Here is a 16,661-nt window from a genome sequence, read left to right on the forward strand (position 1 = left end):
ACCATGTGGACGTTGACGCTCTGCGTCCTCCGCTCCCGGTGTCGCGACAGGCTTCGTCCGCGTCAATTCCGTACTGAACCGTATCCCCCCTGGCCCGCGCGAAAGCGCGGGCCTCATTCCATCGGACATCCGTTCCCATGAGCCCCAAACGCAACGCTGCAGCCAAACCCGCCGCAAAAGCATCGCCGGCCAAGGCATCGCCTGCCAAAGACATCACCAGCAAAGCCAAGCCGGCCACGAAGGCGAGCAACGGCATCGTCTCGCTCGAACCGATCCTCACCGCGATGCGCAAGCGCGAGCCCAAGGCGCGCCACGCCGAGGCCGAGGCCTTCATCAATTCGTTCTACAAGCGCATGAGCAGCGACGAGCTGCCGCAGCACAGCGCCGAAGGCTGGGCTGAGCTGGCCACCGACTTCCTCGATTTCGCCCGCTCGCGCAAGCCGGGAGCGGCGCTGGTGCGCCTGTTCAATCCGACCATCAAGAGCGAGGGTTGGGAATCGACCCACACCGTCGTGCAGATCGCCAACGACGACATGCCGTTCCTGGTCGACTCGGTGACGATGGCGCTGGCGGAGCTGGGAATCGGCGTGCACGTGCTGGGCCACCCGGTGGTGACCTTCCAGCGCGACAAGGCCGGCAAGCTGGTCAGCGTCGGCGAAGGCGTGCCCGAGTCGCTGATGCACCTGGAGATCGACCGCCAGCCCGCCGAGGCCATGCCGAAGATCCGCAAGGCCGTGGAAGCGGTGCTGGCCGACGTGCGCGCCGCCGTGCGCGACTGGCCGCAGATGCGCGCGAAGATGTTGGAGGTGGCCGAGGACCTGGGTTCGCGCAAGCTGCCGGTCAGCGACGAAGGCAAGCGCGAGGCGCAGGAGTTCCTGCGCTGGGCCGCCGACAACCACTTCACGTTCCTGGGTTACCGCGAGTACGAAGTCACCGGCAAGGGCGACGCTGAAGTGCTCGGCGCGGTCCAGAGCAGCGGCATGGGCCTGATGCGCGGGCAGGACGCGGGCAAGCCGCGCCCGCTGACCTCGCTGGCGGCGCATTACATGCCGCAGTCGGGTTCGGTCGATGCGCTGATCCTGACCAAGACCAACGCGCGCGCCACCGTGCACCGTCCCGGCTACATGGACTACATCGGCGTGCTCAGCTTCGACGCCAAGGGCAAGCCGATCCGCGAGGAGCGCTTCCTCGGCCTGTACACCTCCAGCGCCTACAACCGCCGCCCCTGGGATATCCCGCTGGTGCGCCAGCGCCATGAATACGTGATGCAGAAGTCGGGCCTGGTGCCCAACAGCCACAGCGGCAAGGCGCTGCGCCACATCCTGGAAAGCCTGCCGCGCGACGAGCTGTTCCAGTCCACCGAAGAGGAACTGCTGCGCACCGCGACCGGCATCCTCGGCCTGCAGGAGCGCGTGCGCAGCAAGCTGTTCCTGCGCCGCGACCGCTACGGCCGCTACTTCTCGGTGCTGGCTTACATCCCGCGTGATCGCTTCAATACCGACGTGCGCCTGCGCATCGAGGAGATGCTCAAGCGCGAGCTTCACGGCGAGCATATCGACTCCTCCGTGAGCCTCGGCGGCGAGTCGCCGCTGGCCCAACTGCACCTGATCGTGCGGCCGATGTCCGGCGAGGTCATCGACGCCGACAGCAGCCGCATCGAGGTCGAGCTGGCCGCGATCGTCCGCAACTGGCAGGACGACCTGCGCGAGCAGCTGATTGCCCGTCATGGCGAACACCGAGGCCTGGCGCTGACCAGCAGCTATGGCCGTGCGCTGCCGGCGGGCTACATCGAGAATGTGAGCGCCGGCGTCGCAGCCGACGACGTCGATAACCTGTCCGCACTCAGCGGTCCGGACGACCTGCGCCTGAGTCTGTACCGCGCGCATCGCGGCGCGGGCGGACTGCGCTTCAAGTTCTATCGCCAGAACGACGACATCCCGCTGTCGGATGCGCTGCCGATGATGGAGAACATGGGCCTGCGGGTGATCTCCGAGCACCCGTATCGCGTGGTCGTCGACGGCATGCCGCTGTTCATCCAGGACTTCGAGGTCGAGACCGCCATCGAAAACCTGGACGTCTCCAGCCTCGACGAAAACTTCGAACAGGCCTTCGCCCAGATCTGGCGCGGCAACGCCGAGAACGACGGCTTCAACCGCCTGATCCTGACCGCCAACCTGTCCTGGCGCCAGGTCGCGATGCTGCGCGGCTACTGCAAGTACCTGCTGCAGGTCGGCGTGCCGTTCTCGCAGAGCTACGTCGAGGAGACGCTCAACCGCTATCCGCTGCTGGCGCGCCTGCTGGTGGAGCTGTTCGAGGGCAAGTTCGACCCGGCTACCGGTCGCGAGAGCAAGGCCGAGATCAAGGCCGGCATGGACCGCTTCACCCGTCAGCTGCAGGCCCTGGCCCGTGGCGACGAGTCGGCCCTGGCGACACTGCAACCGGTCATCGATGCGCGCGCCGGCAAGCGTGAGCAGCAGGTCGATGTCACCCGCACCGCGCTCAAGAGCCTGTTCGACCGCGTCGCCAGCCTCGACGAGGACCGCATCCTGCGCAGCTTCGTCGGCGTCATCGACGCCACGCTGCGCACCAGCTATTACATCCAGTACAAGGACGGCGTGCGCGCCGACGGCGGTCCGGCGGACTACATCAGCTTCAAGTTCGATTCGTCCAAGGTGCCGGACCTGCCCAAGCCGCGTCCGTACCGCGAGATCTTCGTGTACGGCCCGCGCGTGGAAGGCGTGCACCTGCGCTTCGGCCCGGTCGCCCGCGGCGGCCTGCGCTGGTCGGATCGCCGCGAGGACTTCCGCACCGAGGTGCTGGGCTTGGTCAAGGCGCAGATGGTGAAGAACACCGTGATCGTGCCGGTCGGCTCGAAGGGCGGCTTCTTCTGCAAGCACCTGCCGGATCCGGCGGTCAACCGCGACGCCTGGTTCAACGAGGGCGTGGCCTGCTACAAGCGCTTCATCAACGGCCTGCTCGACATCACCGACAACCTCGTCGAAGGCAAGATCGTGCCGCCGTCGAACGTGGTGCGCCATGACGGCGACGACCCGTACCTGGTCGTCGCAGCCGACAAGGGCACCGCGACGTTCTCCGACATCGCCAACGGCATCGCCCGTGCGCACGGCTTCTGGCTGGACGATGCGTTCGCCTCCGGCGGCTCGGTCGGCTACGACCACAAGGGCATGGGCATCACCGCCAAGGGCGCATGGGAGTCGGTCAAGCGCCACTTCCGCGCGATGGGACGCGACAGCCAGACCCAGGACTTCACCGTCGCCGGCGTCGGCGACATGTCGGGCGACGTGTTCGGCAACGGCATGCTGCTGAGCAAGCACATCCGCCTGGTGGCCGCGTTCGACCACCGCCACATCTTCCTGGACCCGAACCCGGATGCGGCCAGGACCTTCAAGGAACGCGAGCGCATGTTCAAGCTGCCGCGCTCGAGCTGGGACGACTACGACAAGTCGCTGATCAGCAAGGGCGGCGGCGTGTTCGCGCGGTCGGCCAAGTCGATCCCGCTATCGCCGGAGATCAAGGCCGCGCTCGGCATCGAGAACGGCGTGACCGCGATGAGCCCGGTGGAGCTGCTCAGCGCCATCCTCAAGGCGCCGGTCGACCTGCTGTGGAACGGCGGCATCGGCACCTACGTCAAGGCCAGCAGCGAAACCAACGCCGACGTCGGTGACCGCGCCAACAACGCGTTGCGCGTCAACGGCCGCGACCTGCGCTGCAAGGTGGTGGGCGAGGGCGGCAACCTGGGCATGACCCAGCTCGGCCGCATCGAGGCCGCGCATCACGGCGTGCTGCTCAACACCGACTTCATCGACAACTCCGCCGGCGTGGACACCTCCGACCACGAGGTGAACATCAAGATCCTGCTCAATGGCGAGGTGCAGAAGAAGAAGCTGACGCTGCCGGCGCGCAACAAGCTGCTGGCCGACATGACCGACGAGGTCGGGCAGCTGGTGCTCAACGACAACTACCGCCAGAACCAGGCGATCAGCCTGATGGAGCGGATGAGCGTGCACCGCCTGGGCTCCAAGCAGCACTTCATCCGCACGCTGGAGTCGCAGGGCCTGCTCGACCGCCAGATCGAGTTCCTGCCCTCGGATGCCGAGATTGCCGAGCGCAAGGCACGCGGCCAGGGCCTGACGCGTCCGGAACTGGCGGTGCTGCTGTCGTACTCCAAGATCGTGCTGTTCCAGCAGTTGCTCGATTCGGACGTTCCGGAAGACCCGTACCTGTCGAAGGAACTGGTGCGCTACTTCCCGAAGCCGCTGCAGGCCAAGTACGCCAAGTCGATGGAAGGCCATCGCCTGAAGCGCGAGATCATCGCCACCGCGGTGACCAACTCGATGGTCAACCGCATGGGCGCCACCTTCACCCTGCGCATGACCGAGGACACCGGACGTACGCCGGCCGAAGTCGCCGAGGCCTACACCATCGCCCGCGAGGCGGTCGACGCACGCGCCCTGTGGGCGCAGATCGACGCGCTCGACGGCAAGGTGCCCGAGTCGGTGCAGGTCGATGCGTTGCAGGTGATCTGGCATCTGCTGCGCTCGCTGTCGCGCTGGCTGCTGTCGCGTCCGGGCAAGATGCCGGAGATCACCACGGCGATGGCGCGCTACAGCGACGGCCTCAAGGCCGTGCGCGCTGCGGTGCCGGGCGTGATGACCGCTACCCGTCGCGATATCTATGCCGCACGCCTCAACGAGTGGAAGAGCAAGGGCGTGCCGGCGGCGCTGGCCGAGCAACTGGCGGCGTTGCCGGTGCTCGAGTTCGGCTGCGACATCGTCGAGATCGCGCTGGCCCGCAAGCTGTCGCCGGTGGAGGTCGCCAAGGCGTACTTCGCGCTGGGCACCGCGCTGAACATCCCGTGGCTGTACGAGCAGGTCGAGCAGTTGCCGGTGGATGGTCGTTGGCAGGCGCTGGCCCGCGGGTCGCTGCGCGACGAGTTGGCCTCGCAGGCGCGGACGCTGGTCTCGCAGATCCTGGGCGATGGCGGCAAGAAGGCCGCCGACGCCAAGGTCGAGACCTGGTTGAAGCGCGACGATGCCTCTCTGCGCTTCACCCAGACGATGTTCGCCGACCTGCTGACCCAGAAGTCGCTCGACTACCCGACGCTGTCGGTCGCGGTGCGCCGCCTGGCCCAGCTCGCCGCCGCGGGCTGATCGAAGGGTCATGAGTTGCGAAGGGGCCCGGCCGATGCCGGGCCCTTTTCGTTTGATAACCGCGACCGGGTTATGCTGCGCGCATTCAGCCGGAGCCGCCGATGACCGCGACGCCTCGCATCGCCTTCCTCGCCAGTCCCGCGGACGAAGCGCAAGGCGCGCTCGCCGAACTGGTCGCACGCCATGGCCAACACGAACCCGCCGATGCCGACATCCTGGTCGCGCTGGGCGGCGACGGCTTCATGCTGTCGACGCTGCACCGCCATGGCGGACTGGGCAAGCCCGTATACGGGATGAAGCTGGGCACCGTCGGCTTCCTGATGAACCACCATGACGGCGACGGCCTGATGGAGCGCCTGCACGCGGCCGAGCCGGCGGTGCTGCGGCCGTTGGAGATGATCGCCCAGACCGAGTCGGGCGCCACGGTGGGTTCACTGGCCTACAACGAGGTTTCGCTGTTGCGCCAGACGCGCCAGGCCGCGCACCTGCGCATCGATCTGAGCGACCAGACGCGCCTGGACGAATTGATCTGCGACGGCGTGCTGGTGGCGACGCCGGCTGGCAGCACGGCTTACAACTTCTCGGCGCTGGGCCCGATCCTGCCGCTTGGGGCCAACGTGATTGCGCTGACCCCGATCGCCGCGTTTCGCCCGCGACGCTGGCGTGGCGCCGTGCTCAAGGCAGACACGGAAGTGAAATTCCGCGTACTCGATCCCTACAAGCGCCCGGTCAGCGCCACGGCCGATTCGCACGAGGTGCGCGACGTGGTCGAGGTGACCATCCGCGAGTCGCACGACCGCACCGTGACGCTGCTGTTCGATCCCGAGCACAACCTCGAAGAGCGCATGCTGGCCGAGCAGTTCACCAGCGGCTGAGCGCGGTCATCGTCCATTCGTGGCGCTGCTTGCGCCGGTCGCCAGCGGTCGCACGAACTGCAGCAGGCTGACCAGCGTCTTGCCGGGTTCTTCCCACGGAATCATGTGGGCTGAATGCTCGAACCAGACGCCCTGCTTGTAGGGCGCGCGTACCTGATCGAGCCATGCCTGCGTCGGCGACGAGGGCGTGGTGTAGTCGTGGCGTCCCATGAACATCACGACCGGGATCGGGAACGAGCGGACGCCCTTGAAGTCCACGTCGAGGAACTCGGGCAGCACCTTGCCCAGCGTCAGCACGTTGCCCTGGTCGATCGCGCAGCGGTCGCGGTCGTCGTATTCCGGAGACAGGCGCGGGCCGCGGTAGTAGTAGTTGGAATCCTCGCGGTACGCCGTCAGGCCGCCGTAGAACTGCGGCCAGGTGCGCGCGATGATGATCCGTTCGCGCGTGACCGGCTGGTTGCCGGGGTAGGGGCCAATCGACTCCAGTTCCTTCACCGCCGCCTGGTTGCCGTGCGCCCGGGCCTGCGCAAGTCCGTAGTCGTAGCTGATGCGCTCGTTGTCGCGGGTATTGATGACCTGTCCGATGCCCACGTAGGCGTAGAACAGGTCCGGGCGCTGGATCGCCGCCTTCATGCCCACGATGGTGCCCCAGCTGTGTCCCATCAGGATCAGCTTGCGCTTGCCGTAACGGGTGCGCACATGCTCGGCTACCTCGATCGCGTCGTCGACGTAGCGCGAGATGCGGATGCTGTCGACGATCGAGTCCGGCGACGCTTCGCTGTAGGTTTTGCCGGCACCGCGCTGGTCCCAGTTGACGACGGTGAAGTACTCCTCGATCGGCCGCTGGAACTGCCAGAGCGTCGGCGTGACGGGGGAGGCCGGTCCGCCGTGGACGAACAGGATGATCGGGTTGTCCCGATCCTGGCCGCGGACCGTGAGCCATTGGTCGATGCCGCCGATACGGGTCTTGTAGGATTCCTGCACGCCGGTCGGCGAGACGATGCGGTTGAGATCGCGGATGATCTCGCGCGCCGGTTCATACGATGACCGGTCCGGGCATTCCTGCGCCATCGCGCCCAGGCTGCCCGTGAGCATCAGCAAGGCGAGCATCATTTTCTTCATGGGTTCCCCTTTCAGGCGGGCCGTGGGTGCCGCCCGTGTTTCGGACCTCCAGGTCGACGCGCCGGCCGACCGCGATCGGCAGCCGCGCAGCGCGTTTCCCTGGCGCTTGGGGAAGCTGATACGGCCGAAGCGCGCAAGGTTGCACCACCGACCGCGGGACCGGGCACAATGGCCCCATGCCCGACCGTGATGCCGATCCCCTGATCGTCGCGATTTCCTCGCGAACCCTGTTCGACATGGAAGACAGCCACGCGCTGTTCGAGCGCGAGGGCATCGACGCTTATGCCGACTTCCAGCGCAGCCACGAAGACGACCTGCTCGAACCCGGCATCGCCTTCCCGCTGGTACGCAAGCTGTTGGCGCTGAACGAAGGCGCGCCGCCGGATGCGCCGCGGGTCGAGGTGATCCTGATCTCGCGCAATTCCGCCGACACCGGCCTGCGCATCTTCAATTCCATCGCGCACCACGGCCTGGCGATCAAGCGCGCGGCCTTCAGCAATGGCGCTGCGCCGTATCCGTACATCCGCCCGTTCGGCGCGGACCTGTTTCTTTCGACGCATGCCGAAGACGTGCGCAATGCGCTGGCGGCCGGCATCGCCGCGGCAACGCTGTTGCCGGCCAAGGCCCCGCAGCATCGCCACGACCAGTTACGCATTGCCTTCGACGGCGACGCGGTGATCTTCGGCGACGAAGGCGAACGCGTATCGCGTGAAGGCGGCCTGGCGGCATTTGCAGCGCATGAGCGTGAGCATGCGGGCGAACCGTTGTCGGGCGGACCGTTCCGCGGTTTTCTCGATGCGCTGCATCGTCTACAGGCTGCGTTTCCCACCGGACAGGACGCGCCGATCCGCACCGCACTGGTGACGGCGCGCTCGGTGCCGGCGCACGAACGCGTCATCCGCACCTTGCGCGAATGGGGCATCCGTCTGGACGAAGCGCTGTTTCTTGGCGGACGCGCAAAAGGCCCGTTCCTGGAAGCCTTCGGCGCCGATATCTTCTTCGACGATTCCGAACACAACATCGTCTCCGCCCGCGACCACGTCGCCGCCGGTCACGTGCCGCACGGCGTCGCCAACCGCTGATCGCCTCTGATCGCCCGACTCAGTCGTCGTTGTCGTGGCCGTTACCGTGGTCGTGTCCCAACTGGCTACGGATCTCGCCACCGGGGTAAGTCACGGTATGCACGTTGGCATACGCGAAACCGCCGCGTAGCGCGCGGATCAACTCATCCAACTGACCCGGGGCGACGCCCTGCCCGTTGGGACCCACCACGTCTGCGGCTGTAATGGTGCCGGTAATTACCGCCGGCGGGGCCGGGCAGGGCTGCGTGCCCACCGGTCCGTTACCCAGGTTGGTGCACAGGAATGCAGCGATGCCTCCGTTGACGCTCTTCTGCCCGATATGGATGTGTGCCTGGAGCACATTGCCGCCTTCCAGATCGGCATAGGCGAGCTCGTACTGGATGGATTGCCCGTCGTTGGTGACCCTGGCTTTGAACCCGCCGCTCGCACCCGTCGATATGGCCGGGACTTCCTGTTCGCCCACCAATTCGGCCTTGAACACCTTGTTGTCTGCCTGCGCCGCAGTGATCGGAAGCAGCGCGGCCATCGCCAATAAAGCTGTCAATCTCATTTCGTCACCTCGTCAGACGCTCGTGAGCCCGTTCGGGGAGGATCCTGTGGAGGACGCCGACGCATCCGCGGCAACGCTGCGCCCGGCACCGTGAGACAGGGGTGAAGCCCCCGGCGGTCATCCATCACGCAAGTTGACGCGCGGGTGCACCCGCGTAATGGATCAATGGGATGGGTTCTGCGGATCGTCGAAAGGCAGCCGGATATCGTCCAGTTTCCAGCGCAGGCCGCGTCGATGCAGCACGAACACCACCGGATCGCCATCGCCGCTGTGCACCGTGGCAGTGAAACGCGAGGGCGACTCGAAGCGGTATCGCGCGTCGCGCAACGGGTCCGGCGGCGCGGTATGGGCAAGGCTGTCGTTCCGGTCGATACCGCTGCCGGAAAGGCGGTGCAGCAAAACACGTCCTTGCAGGACGGCGCCTATGCCGGCGGGAGTGGCGAGTGCATCCACCGTACCGCCAATGGCGCTGTTGGCCAGTCCCAGCGCGATCGCTGCCCATGGGTTGTTCTGCATGTCCGGGCCGGCACGCCGCGCCAGGTGATCTTCGACCTGCGCTCGCAGGTTCTGTCGCAGCACGGGGAAGTCGATGTGCTCCGACAGCGCCGCCGTGTCTTCGGCCTGGATGGCTTCGCGGATCGCGTTGACCGTCATGAACGGTCCCGCCGCGAGCCAGCCCAGCGCGGCAAGCAGGGCGATCACCAACAGCGCGAACCACTTCTTCATGTGTCGTCTCGGTTCTGCCAATGCATGGACCAGATCAGGAAGCGGCCGATGCGGCCCGTGCGGCACGCATGGGCAGCGCATGCGCGAGCAGCGCGCCGATGCTGACCACCGCGCCCGCCAGGAAAGCCGCCTTGCCGCCGCCCAGTTGCCATGCGACCGCCGCCACGCCGGCACCAGCGACGCCGCCGATGCCGCCGCTGAAGCCATACAGCATGCCCTGCGCGGCGGCCATGTCGCGCCGCTGCGGGAACAACTCGGCCATGCGCCGCATGCAGCCGGCGTGGAATGCCGCGAACCCCAACGCATGCCCGGTCTGCGCCAGGGCCATCCAGGCGAACGACGATCCGAACATGGCCACGATCGACCAGCGCAGGACCGTCGTGGCGATGCAGACCGTCATCAAGCGATGCGCGCCATAGCGCTGCACCAGGCGCGGCGCGACCCAGAACATCACGATCTCGCACAGCACGCCAATCGCCCACAGCGAACCCACCGCGAATCCGTCGTGGCCCTGCGCCTGCAGGTGCAGCGTGTAGAACACGTAGAACGGCCCGAAGCCCAGTTGCATCAGCAACACGGTCACCAGCAGGTGGCGCGTGCCGGGACGGCGCCAGAGTCCCTCGCGTGCGGTGGTGGCTGGCAACGCGACGGGGTGGGGCCGGTCGCCGCGATGCAGCCAGGCCGCCGCCACGGTCAGCAGCAACCAGGGCAGGGTCAGCCAGACGAAGGCGTCGTTGCCCAGTCGATCCAGCAGCCAGCCATAGCTGCCGGCCACGATCAGGAAGCCGATCGAGCCCCACATCCGGATGCGGCCGTAATCGTGGTTGCGATCGCCCAGCGTCGACAGCGTCATTGCTTCGAACTGCGGCATGACCGCGTTGAAGCACACGCCAAACCAGGCCATGGTCACGAACAGCATGATCCCGGAATCGAATCCGGCGAAACCCGCAAAACCCAGCATGGCGAGGACGCACCCGGCCACCAGCCAGCGCCCGGGGAACTCACTGCGCGCGCTCAGTCGCGCCCATGTCGGCGGCGCGACGATGCGTCCGCCATACCACAGTGCCAGCATCGCGCCGACGACGTAGCCACCGTGGCCATTGGCCGAGACCCACCGGCCGATATAGGGCGTGTAGGCCCCCAACGCGCCGTAGTACCCGAGATAGAACAGCGCGTAGCGGCGGAAGTCGGCGGGGGACAAACGGGCAGGATCCGGGAACGAATTGCGCGGATTATGAGGCCTGCGCACGTCCCGGTCCGTGACGTGTGCTGTCGGTTGCGCACTCGTCAGATGAACGTGCGTTGCCACACCCACGATGCCGCCACCGCCCCGATCCCCAGCGAGAGCAATGGCATGGCCGCGCCGACATACCAGCGCTGGCGACGCAACAGGAACAATCCCGGCAGGACAGCGCAGACCAGCGCCAGTTGTCCCAGTTCCACGCCCAGGTTGAAGCCGAACAGCGCCAACAGGCGCGTGCCGGACGGAAGGCCCAGTTCGCCCAGGGCGCCGGCAAAGCCGAACCCGTGGATCAGGCCGAAGCCGAATCCGACCGTCCACGCACGCCGTGTCACCAGCGGATGCACGTTGTTGATCGCGGCCAGCAGCACGCTGAGCGCGATGGCCGGCTCGACCCAGCGTGAGGCGGGCGTGACCCAGCCCAGCGCCGCCAGGCTGAGCGTGATCGAGTGCGCCAGCGTAAACGCGGTCACGATGCCCAGCGCCTGGCCGATCACTTGGCGAAGGTCTTCCGCGGGAAGCCACTGCCGTCGCTGGCGCAGTAGCGCGGCGGGAAGCAGCAGCGACAGCAGGAAGGCGATGTGGTCGTAGCCGATCAGGATGTGATGGAAGCCTTCGCGGAAAAAGTCCGCGAACGTGCGACGGGGAGCGTCGCCCAGTACGATTTCGCGCGCATCGGCGCGGATCGTCGCGGCGCTGACGACCGCGCCCTGCCGAAGCGTGACCAGCGCGCGATGTTGCGGATCGACCGCGAACAGCAGGCCATAGCGGACTCGTACAGCCGAGGCCGAAGGACATCGTGCGTTCATTCGCATCGTCGCGTAGGCCCCGTCGTCGTAGTGGCGGGTGGCCAACCCGCCTGGCTCCAGCGTGCAGGTGCCGGAATCGGTCGAGAGCGAGAGCCCCGATGCGATCCACCGATGGAGCGGTCGCTCGATCGCGCGCAGCTCGCCCCAGGTCACCCGTTCGTCGCGATCGGCATCCAATGGCAGCGAGAGGGCGAGGTCACGGATCGCCAGGTCCACTTCGACCTGAGCGTTGCCGTCGGGCATCCGCGTGATGTCCAGGTGCGAGACCGACAGCGTGTGCGCATGCAGCGATCCCGCCACGAGCAACAACACGCCCAGCGACACGCGTGGCAGGAGCCTGGGCAGCATCAGCGTGCGACCTCCGGCGTCGGCGGCCATGGCAAGTGCCTGGACGTGGTCCAACGCTGCAACTCTCGCAGCACATCGCTCCGTTTCGCGGCAATCGCGGCGCGCCGGAGCAACTCGACGTCCTCGAAATCGCGCTGACCGAGGAAGTTGCGTTGCGCCAGGATCAACGCCGCATCCGGATCTGTGCGCGTGGAAAGCATGAACTCCGCCTCGTCGCGCAGCTCAAGCGGACTTCCGGCCGTACGTGCGGCGGCAAAACGCCGCGCCTGGGCCTGAACCAGCGGTGCGGCGGTCTGCGGATCCAGGCGGTAGGCGGCCAACGTGCGCTGCAATCGCAGGCCGTCATGCTCGGTCTGCACTGCGAGCAAGCGCAGCACATCGCGGTCGCGTCCGACGCTGCGCAGGTAGCGTGCATACGACGCCAGCGTGCGCACGTCGTCCGGCACCAGCGCCAGCGCACGCTGGAACCACAGATCGGCATCGCCGTCGCCCGCACGCGCCGCAACTTCCGCGCGCATCACCAGCGCATAGCGCCTTTCGTCCACGCCGGAGTCGCCCTGCAACCAGTGGTCGAGCGCGGCCGCCGCCGCGGGATATTGGCCATTGCGCAGCGACAGCAGGCCCACGCACAGCAGACCGTCGCCGGCATCGATGCCCAGGACCAGTGCCGCGCAGTCTCCGCGGGCCAGTTCGAGCCGCCCAAGCACCACCTGGATCTGCGCGCGCGACAGGCGCGCCGTGGCGTTGCGGGGAGAGCGGGCGATCAGCCGGTCCAGCCAGGCCACAGCGCCTTCGAAGTCGTGGCGATGCTGGGCGCTGAATGCACGCATCAGCAGTACGCCGTCGACCCTTTCCGGCATCCGCGCCAGCAGTGCATCCGCGCGTGTGGCCAGCCGGGCATCACCCGTACGCGCGGCCGTGGTCAGGAAAACACGCGCCTGTGCCGTCGACGCCACCGGTGTCTTGACCGGTACCGCGGACAAGGCGGCCGGCATCAGCTGCGCGTATCCACGTGGCAGCCGGGCGATGACGCTATCGGGGTCGTCGGGCACCACCGCCGGCGGGCGCTGAGCCCAGGCGGCGGACGTCATCATCAGGCCGGCGATGAGGAGCCATGCACGGAACATCTTTCCTCCCACGCAACCCGGCAGCATCGTCCGGCTGTCGGGTTGCGACGCATGAAGCGCGTGGTGCTCAGGCACTCAGTTGCTCGGCGAGCCCGGTATCGGCGTGTTGAGATAGGGGAACGTCGATGCGAAATCGCTTGCCTTCAAGGCTGCGCCATCGGTGTAGGGCAACTGGCCGGAAGGCGCCTGTGCCGCGGTAAGCAATACGCCCATCGCCACGCGAAGCTCGATGTCGACGACGTCGTCTCCAGGCCTGCGTCCGTTCGGGAAGCCAGCGGTATCGCCGGCGAGCGCGCCCAGTGTCTGCTGCGCGGCGGCCGTCCTCGGTGCGATCGACGTGTTGAGCCGCATCATTTCCGCAGGCTTGACCGTCGCGGGCTTGTTGAGTCCCGGCAAGCCGGTCAGGAATGCGGCGACCAGATCGGTACGCGGATACAGGGTCGGCGCCTGCACGCCGAACAGCACCTGCAAAAGGATGGGAAGGGTCGGGTTGGTCACGTACTTGGCGAACGCCGCGTCGTTGGCCGGCAACGAGGCGTTGAACCTGTCCTTGTCCGGCAGTCCGATCACCACCTCGTTCACCAGCGGCGCGGACAGGCGCGACACCTGCCGGTAGTGGTCGCCTGTACGGGTGTAGGCCGTGGTCCAGGCGCCGATGATCGGATTACCGGACTGGGTCAGGCAGGCGATGGGAAGTTCCAGCGCGATCGTGGTGACGTTGGCATCGTCCAGCAGGTTGCGCTCGCCATCGGGCGGGCCGACCGGATTGGTGTTGACCAGGTCGAACACCTCGCCCAGGTTGACCGCGAAGCCGTCCTTGCGCTGTCCGACGAACACCCGGCCTTCGCCGGCGCACCGGTTCACGCCGATGCGCGATATGTGGCCGTTGGCATAGGTGGCGTAATCGGCGATGGACTTGGTGCCGATGTTATCGAAGGGTTTCTTGAACACGGCGCCGCCGGTGCCGAGGTTGCGCGACACGCTGTACCGGCCGTCCTCGGTAACGGCGACCATGATGTAGGACTCGTCCACGTTGCGATTGGCCTCCTGCGCCGCGCTGGCGCCGAAGGGGCCGATGTTGCTCAACGGCACGGCCACGTTGATGCCGTTCACGGGCACCGCGAGGTTCTTGTAACGGTTGAAGAACTTGAAGAAATAGGAGACATCCGCCCTGGCATCGCCGTCGTTGTCGATGTGGATGGCGTAGAGCGCCTCGGGATCCATCAGGAAATAGTTCGGACCGCCGTAGGGCGCCTGCAGGGGCTGGTAGTTGGCGAGCAGGGTGACGTAACCGGCGCGGCCGGCTTCGTAGCTGCGAAACATATAGAAATCGGTGCCATCGACCTTGGGGGACTGGGTGATCAGCGGCGCTTCGCGGTGGCTGGAGCCGAGCGCTGCGCCGGCGATGCCCGCCAGGCCCGCCATGGCGACGGCGAGCGTGGCGCGTTTGAGGGTGGAGGGTTTCATGGGGTGTTCCTCGAAGGAGGAGGGTTCGGCGATAAACGCAGCGCTCCGCCCATGCCTGGCATCTGTCGCGCTGCCTTCGTGATTACGGTGCGGCGGCGCATCCGGATGCAGCCGCCTGTCGCGGATGGCGGATCTCGTCGAGCCGCGGCATTTGCCGTGAGCGGATGCGGTTGGCAACTGCATCCGGATTCAACATTGGAACGTACTGGCTATCGAGGCGCCCGAGCGGCGCCGGAAACGGGCAGGCGCTGGCCGAGGCGATGGCCGCATCGCGTTGGTCCCAGCGTCATCGGTACGCCGCGCCGTGCGCGCTACGTCTTCGTCTTCGTCTTATTCGTGCCAGGTAACCGGATGCCCAGTTCACAACTCCAGCGCAGCGCCGATCCCAGCGGAGATCTGGCTGAGTTGCTGGCCGGTGTCGCCAACGGCAGCCGCAGCGCCTTCGAGGCGCTCTACCACGCCACGTCGAGCCGCCTGTTCGGCATCTGCCTGCGGCTGATTCCCGACCGCGCCGAAGCAGAGGATGTACTGCAGGAGGTCTACACCAGCGTCTGGAACAAGGCCGCGCAGTTCGACGTCGCTCGTGCGAGCGCGATCACCTGGCTTGGGATGATCGCGCGGCACAAGGCGATCGATCGGCTGCGCGCGTTGCCGGCATCGCATGGACAGGCGCCGATCGAACTTGCCGAGAAAATCGCCGATCCGACGGCCTCGCCCCTGCAGCACGCCGAAGCGCTGACCCAGCGCGAGCGGTTGGAGGGGTGCCTGGAGCTGCTGGACGACCGCCGCCGCACGCTGATCCGCACGGCCTTCTTCGAAGGCGCCACCTATGAGGAACTGGCGGCACGCAGTGGCTCGCCGCTGGGCTCGGTCAAAAGCTGGATCCGCCGCGGCCTGATGCAACTGCGCACCTGCCTGGAACCATGAACACCCGCGACCCGCGCTACGACGAAGACCCGGGGCACGAGCCGCCCGGCGCGGATGTGCAGGCGGGCGAATACGTGCTGGGAGTGCTCGACGCAGTTCAGCGCCGGCAGGTGCAGGCGCGGATCGAGGTCGACCCGGCGTTCGCGCGACTGGTCGCGGGGTGGGAGCAGCGCCTGGGAAGCTGGCTGGACGCAGTCGAGCCGGTTGCCGCACCTGCTCACGCCTGGCCGCGCATCCGCACCCGGCTGGGCTGGTCGCCGGTGGAGGGAGGCAAGCGCGGCGTGTGGCAGAGCGTGGGGTTCTGGCGTGCGATGACCGCGGTCGCCGCTGCGGCCGCGATCGCGGCAGTGTTCCTCGGCCGTGTGCCGCAAGCACCGACACCGGTAGCGCCGCCTGCACCGCTGCCGCCTCCGGTGGTGGTGGAGCAACCCGCTGAGCCGGCGCGACCGGTCATCACGCTGGCGCGCGAAGACGGCACGCCGGGCTGGCTGGCCTCCGTGGACGTCGACAACGGCACGGTGCGGATGGTGCCCGTGCCCGCCCCAGCCGACGCGCAGGGGCGCGTGCCGGAGCTGTGGCTGATACCGCGGGGAGAGGCGCCGCGTTCGCTGGGACTGCTCACCATGGACAAGACGCAGTTGGTGGTCGTGCCCAAGGCGTTGCTGCGCGCATTGGCGAAGGGCTCGACCCTGGCCGTCTCGCTGGAGCCGCCGGGCGGCGCACCGCAGGGCGTGCCGACCGGGCCGATCATCGCCAAGGGTGGCATCGAGGCGATCTGAGGTCGGCGATGCCCATCGAAGGAGAGCCCTACATGACCGAACGAAACAGCGTATCCACGGGCAGCCCTTACGAGCCGATCATCGGGATATCGCGGGCCGTGCGGATCGGGAGCGTCATCGCGGTGGCGGGAACCGCGCCATTGGGACCGGATGGAAAGACGGTGAGCATCGGTGACGCGGCGGGCCAGGCACGGCGATGCCTGGAGATTTCCAGGCTCGCCATCGAGCAGTTGGGCGGCCGCCTGGACGACGTCGTCCGCACCCGGATCATGCTGACCCGTATCGAGGACTGGAAGGCCGTAGCGCAGGTGCACGGCGAATTCTTCGGCGCCATACGTCCAGTCAACACCATCGTTCAGGTCGTGGGATTCATCGATCCGCAATGGCTGGTCGAAACCGAGGTAGACGCGGTGCTTTGACGCGCGCCGACGTCTTCAC

Annotated in this window: 13 protein-coding genes; 6 read left to right on the forward strand and 7 right to left on the reverse strand. The window is 67.2% G+C overall.

Translation table 11 applies throughout. The features are described 5' to 3' along the window. Positions 1-137 precede the first annotated feature (137 nt). Positions 138-5,171 (forward strand): NAD-glutamate dehydrogenase domain-containing protein, encoded by a 5,034-nt coding sequence (locus J2X06_RS08360; RefSeq protein WP_310060734.1) that lies wholly within the window; start codon positions 138-140, stop codon positions 5,169-5,171. Between the two features lie 101 nt (positions 5,172-5,272). Next, positions 5,273-6,046 (forward strand): NAD kinase, encoded by a 774-nt coding sequence (locus tag J2X06_RS08365; RefSeq protein ID WP_310060736.1) that lies wholly within the window; start codon positions 5,273-5,275, stop codon positions 6,044-6,046. 6 nt (positions 6,047-6,052) lie between these two features. Here J2X06_RS08365 and J2X06_RS08370 read toward each other — a convergent pair whose 3' ends face one another. Further along, complete coding sequence (locus J2X06_RS08370; protein ID WP_310060738.1) at positions 6,053-7,168, reverse strand: alpha/beta fold hydrolase; 1,116 nt, start codon at positions 7,166-7,168, stop codon at positions 6,053-6,055. 176 nt (positions 7,169-7,344) lie between these two features. Here J2X06_RS08370 and J2X06_RS08375 point away from each other — a divergent pair, with 176 nt between their 5' ends. Further along, positions 7,345-8,250, forward strand: coding sequence for a 5'-nucleotidase (locus J2X06_RS08375; protein WP_310060740.1), 906 nt, complete (start codon positions 7,345-7,347; stop codon positions 8,248-8,250). Positions 8,251-8,269: 19 nt separating this feature from the next. Here J2X06_RS08375 and J2X06_RS08380 read toward each other — a convergent pair whose 3' ends face one another. The 6 genes from J2X06_RS08380 to J2X06_RS08405 all read right to left on the reverse strand — a co-directional run bounded on the left by J2X06_RS08380 (position 8,270) and on the right by J2X06_RS08405 (position 14,517). Further along, complete coding sequence (locus J2X06_RS08380; protein ID WP_310060742.1) at positions 8,270-8,800, reverse strand: CHRD domain-containing protein; 531 nt, start codon at positions 8,798-8,800, stop codon at positions 8,270-8,272. A 162-nt stretch (positions 8,801-8,962) separates the two neighbouring features. Then, positions 8,963-9,526, reverse strand: coding sequence for a DUF2939 domain-containing protein (locus J2X06_RS08385; RefSeq protein ID WP_310060743.1), 564 nt, complete (start codon positions 9,524-9,526; stop codon positions 8,963-8,965). A 34-nt stretch (positions 9,527-9,560) separates the two neighbouring features. Beyond that, a complete protein-coding gene (locus tag J2X06_RS08390) occupies positions 9,561-10,727 on the reverse strand; it encodes an MFS transporter (RefSeq protein WP_310060745.1) in 1,167 nt (388 codons plus the stop codon). A gap of 86 nt (positions 10,728-10,813) precedes the next feature. Next, positions 10,814-11,953, reverse strand: a complete 1,140-nt coding sequence (locus tag J2X06_RS08395; RefSeq protein WP_310060747.1) for a HupE/UreJ family protein — start codon at positions 11,951-11,953, stop codon at positions 10,814-10,816. Beyond that, complete coding sequence (locus J2X06_RS08400) at positions 11,923-13,050, reverse strand: tetratricopeptide repeat protein (RefSeq protein ID WP_310060750.1); 1,128 nt, start codon at positions 13,048-13,050, stop codon at positions 11,923-11,925. The genes J2X06_RS08395 and J2X06_RS08400 overlap by 31 nt, the downstream gene beginning before the upstream one ends. Positions 13,051-13,125: 75 nt before the next feature. Continuing rightward, positions 13,126-14,517 carry a DUF4331 domain-containing protein gene (locus J2X06_RS08405; RefSeq protein ID WP_310060751.1) on the reverse strand — a complete coding sequence of 464 codons (1,392 nt, stop codon included), beginning with the start codon at positions 14,515-14,517 and terminating at the stop codon, positions 13,126-13,128. 351 nt (positions 14,518-14,868) lie between these two features. Here J2X06_RS08405 and J2X06_RS08410 point away from each other — a divergent pair, with 351 nt between their 5' ends. From J2X06_RS08410 to J2X06_RS08420, 3 genes are read left to right on the forward strand one after another with little or no spacing between them, the layout of a single operon-like run. Then, complete coding sequence (locus J2X06_RS08410) at positions 14,869-15,444, forward strand: sigma-70 family RNA polymerase sigma factor (protein WP_310060754.1); 576 nt, start codon at positions 14,869-14,871, stop codon at positions 15,442-15,444. Next, on the forward strand, positions 15,441-16,223 hold the full coding sequence (locus tag J2X06_RS08415) for an anti-sigma factor (RefSeq protein WP_310060756.1): 783 nt from the start codon (positions 15,441-15,443) through the stop codon (positions 16,221-16,223). The genes J2X06_RS08410 and J2X06_RS08415 overlap by 4 nt, the downstream gene beginning before the upstream one ends. 32 nt (positions 16,224-16,255) lie before the next feature. Then, on the forward strand, positions 16,256-16,642 hold the full coding sequence (locus J2X06_RS08420) for a RidA family protein (protein WP_310060758.1): 387 nt from the start codon (positions 16,256-16,258) through the stop codon (positions 16,640-16,642). Positions 16,643-16,661: the final 19 nt, after the last annotated feature.

The sequence above is a fragment of the Lysobacter niastensis genome (assembly GCF_031457115.1).
In the GTDB taxonomy this organism is placed as follows: domain Bacteria; phylum Pseudomonadota; class Gammaproteobacteria; order Xanthomonadales; family Xanthomonadaceae; genus Lysobacter_J; species Lysobacter_J niastensis_A.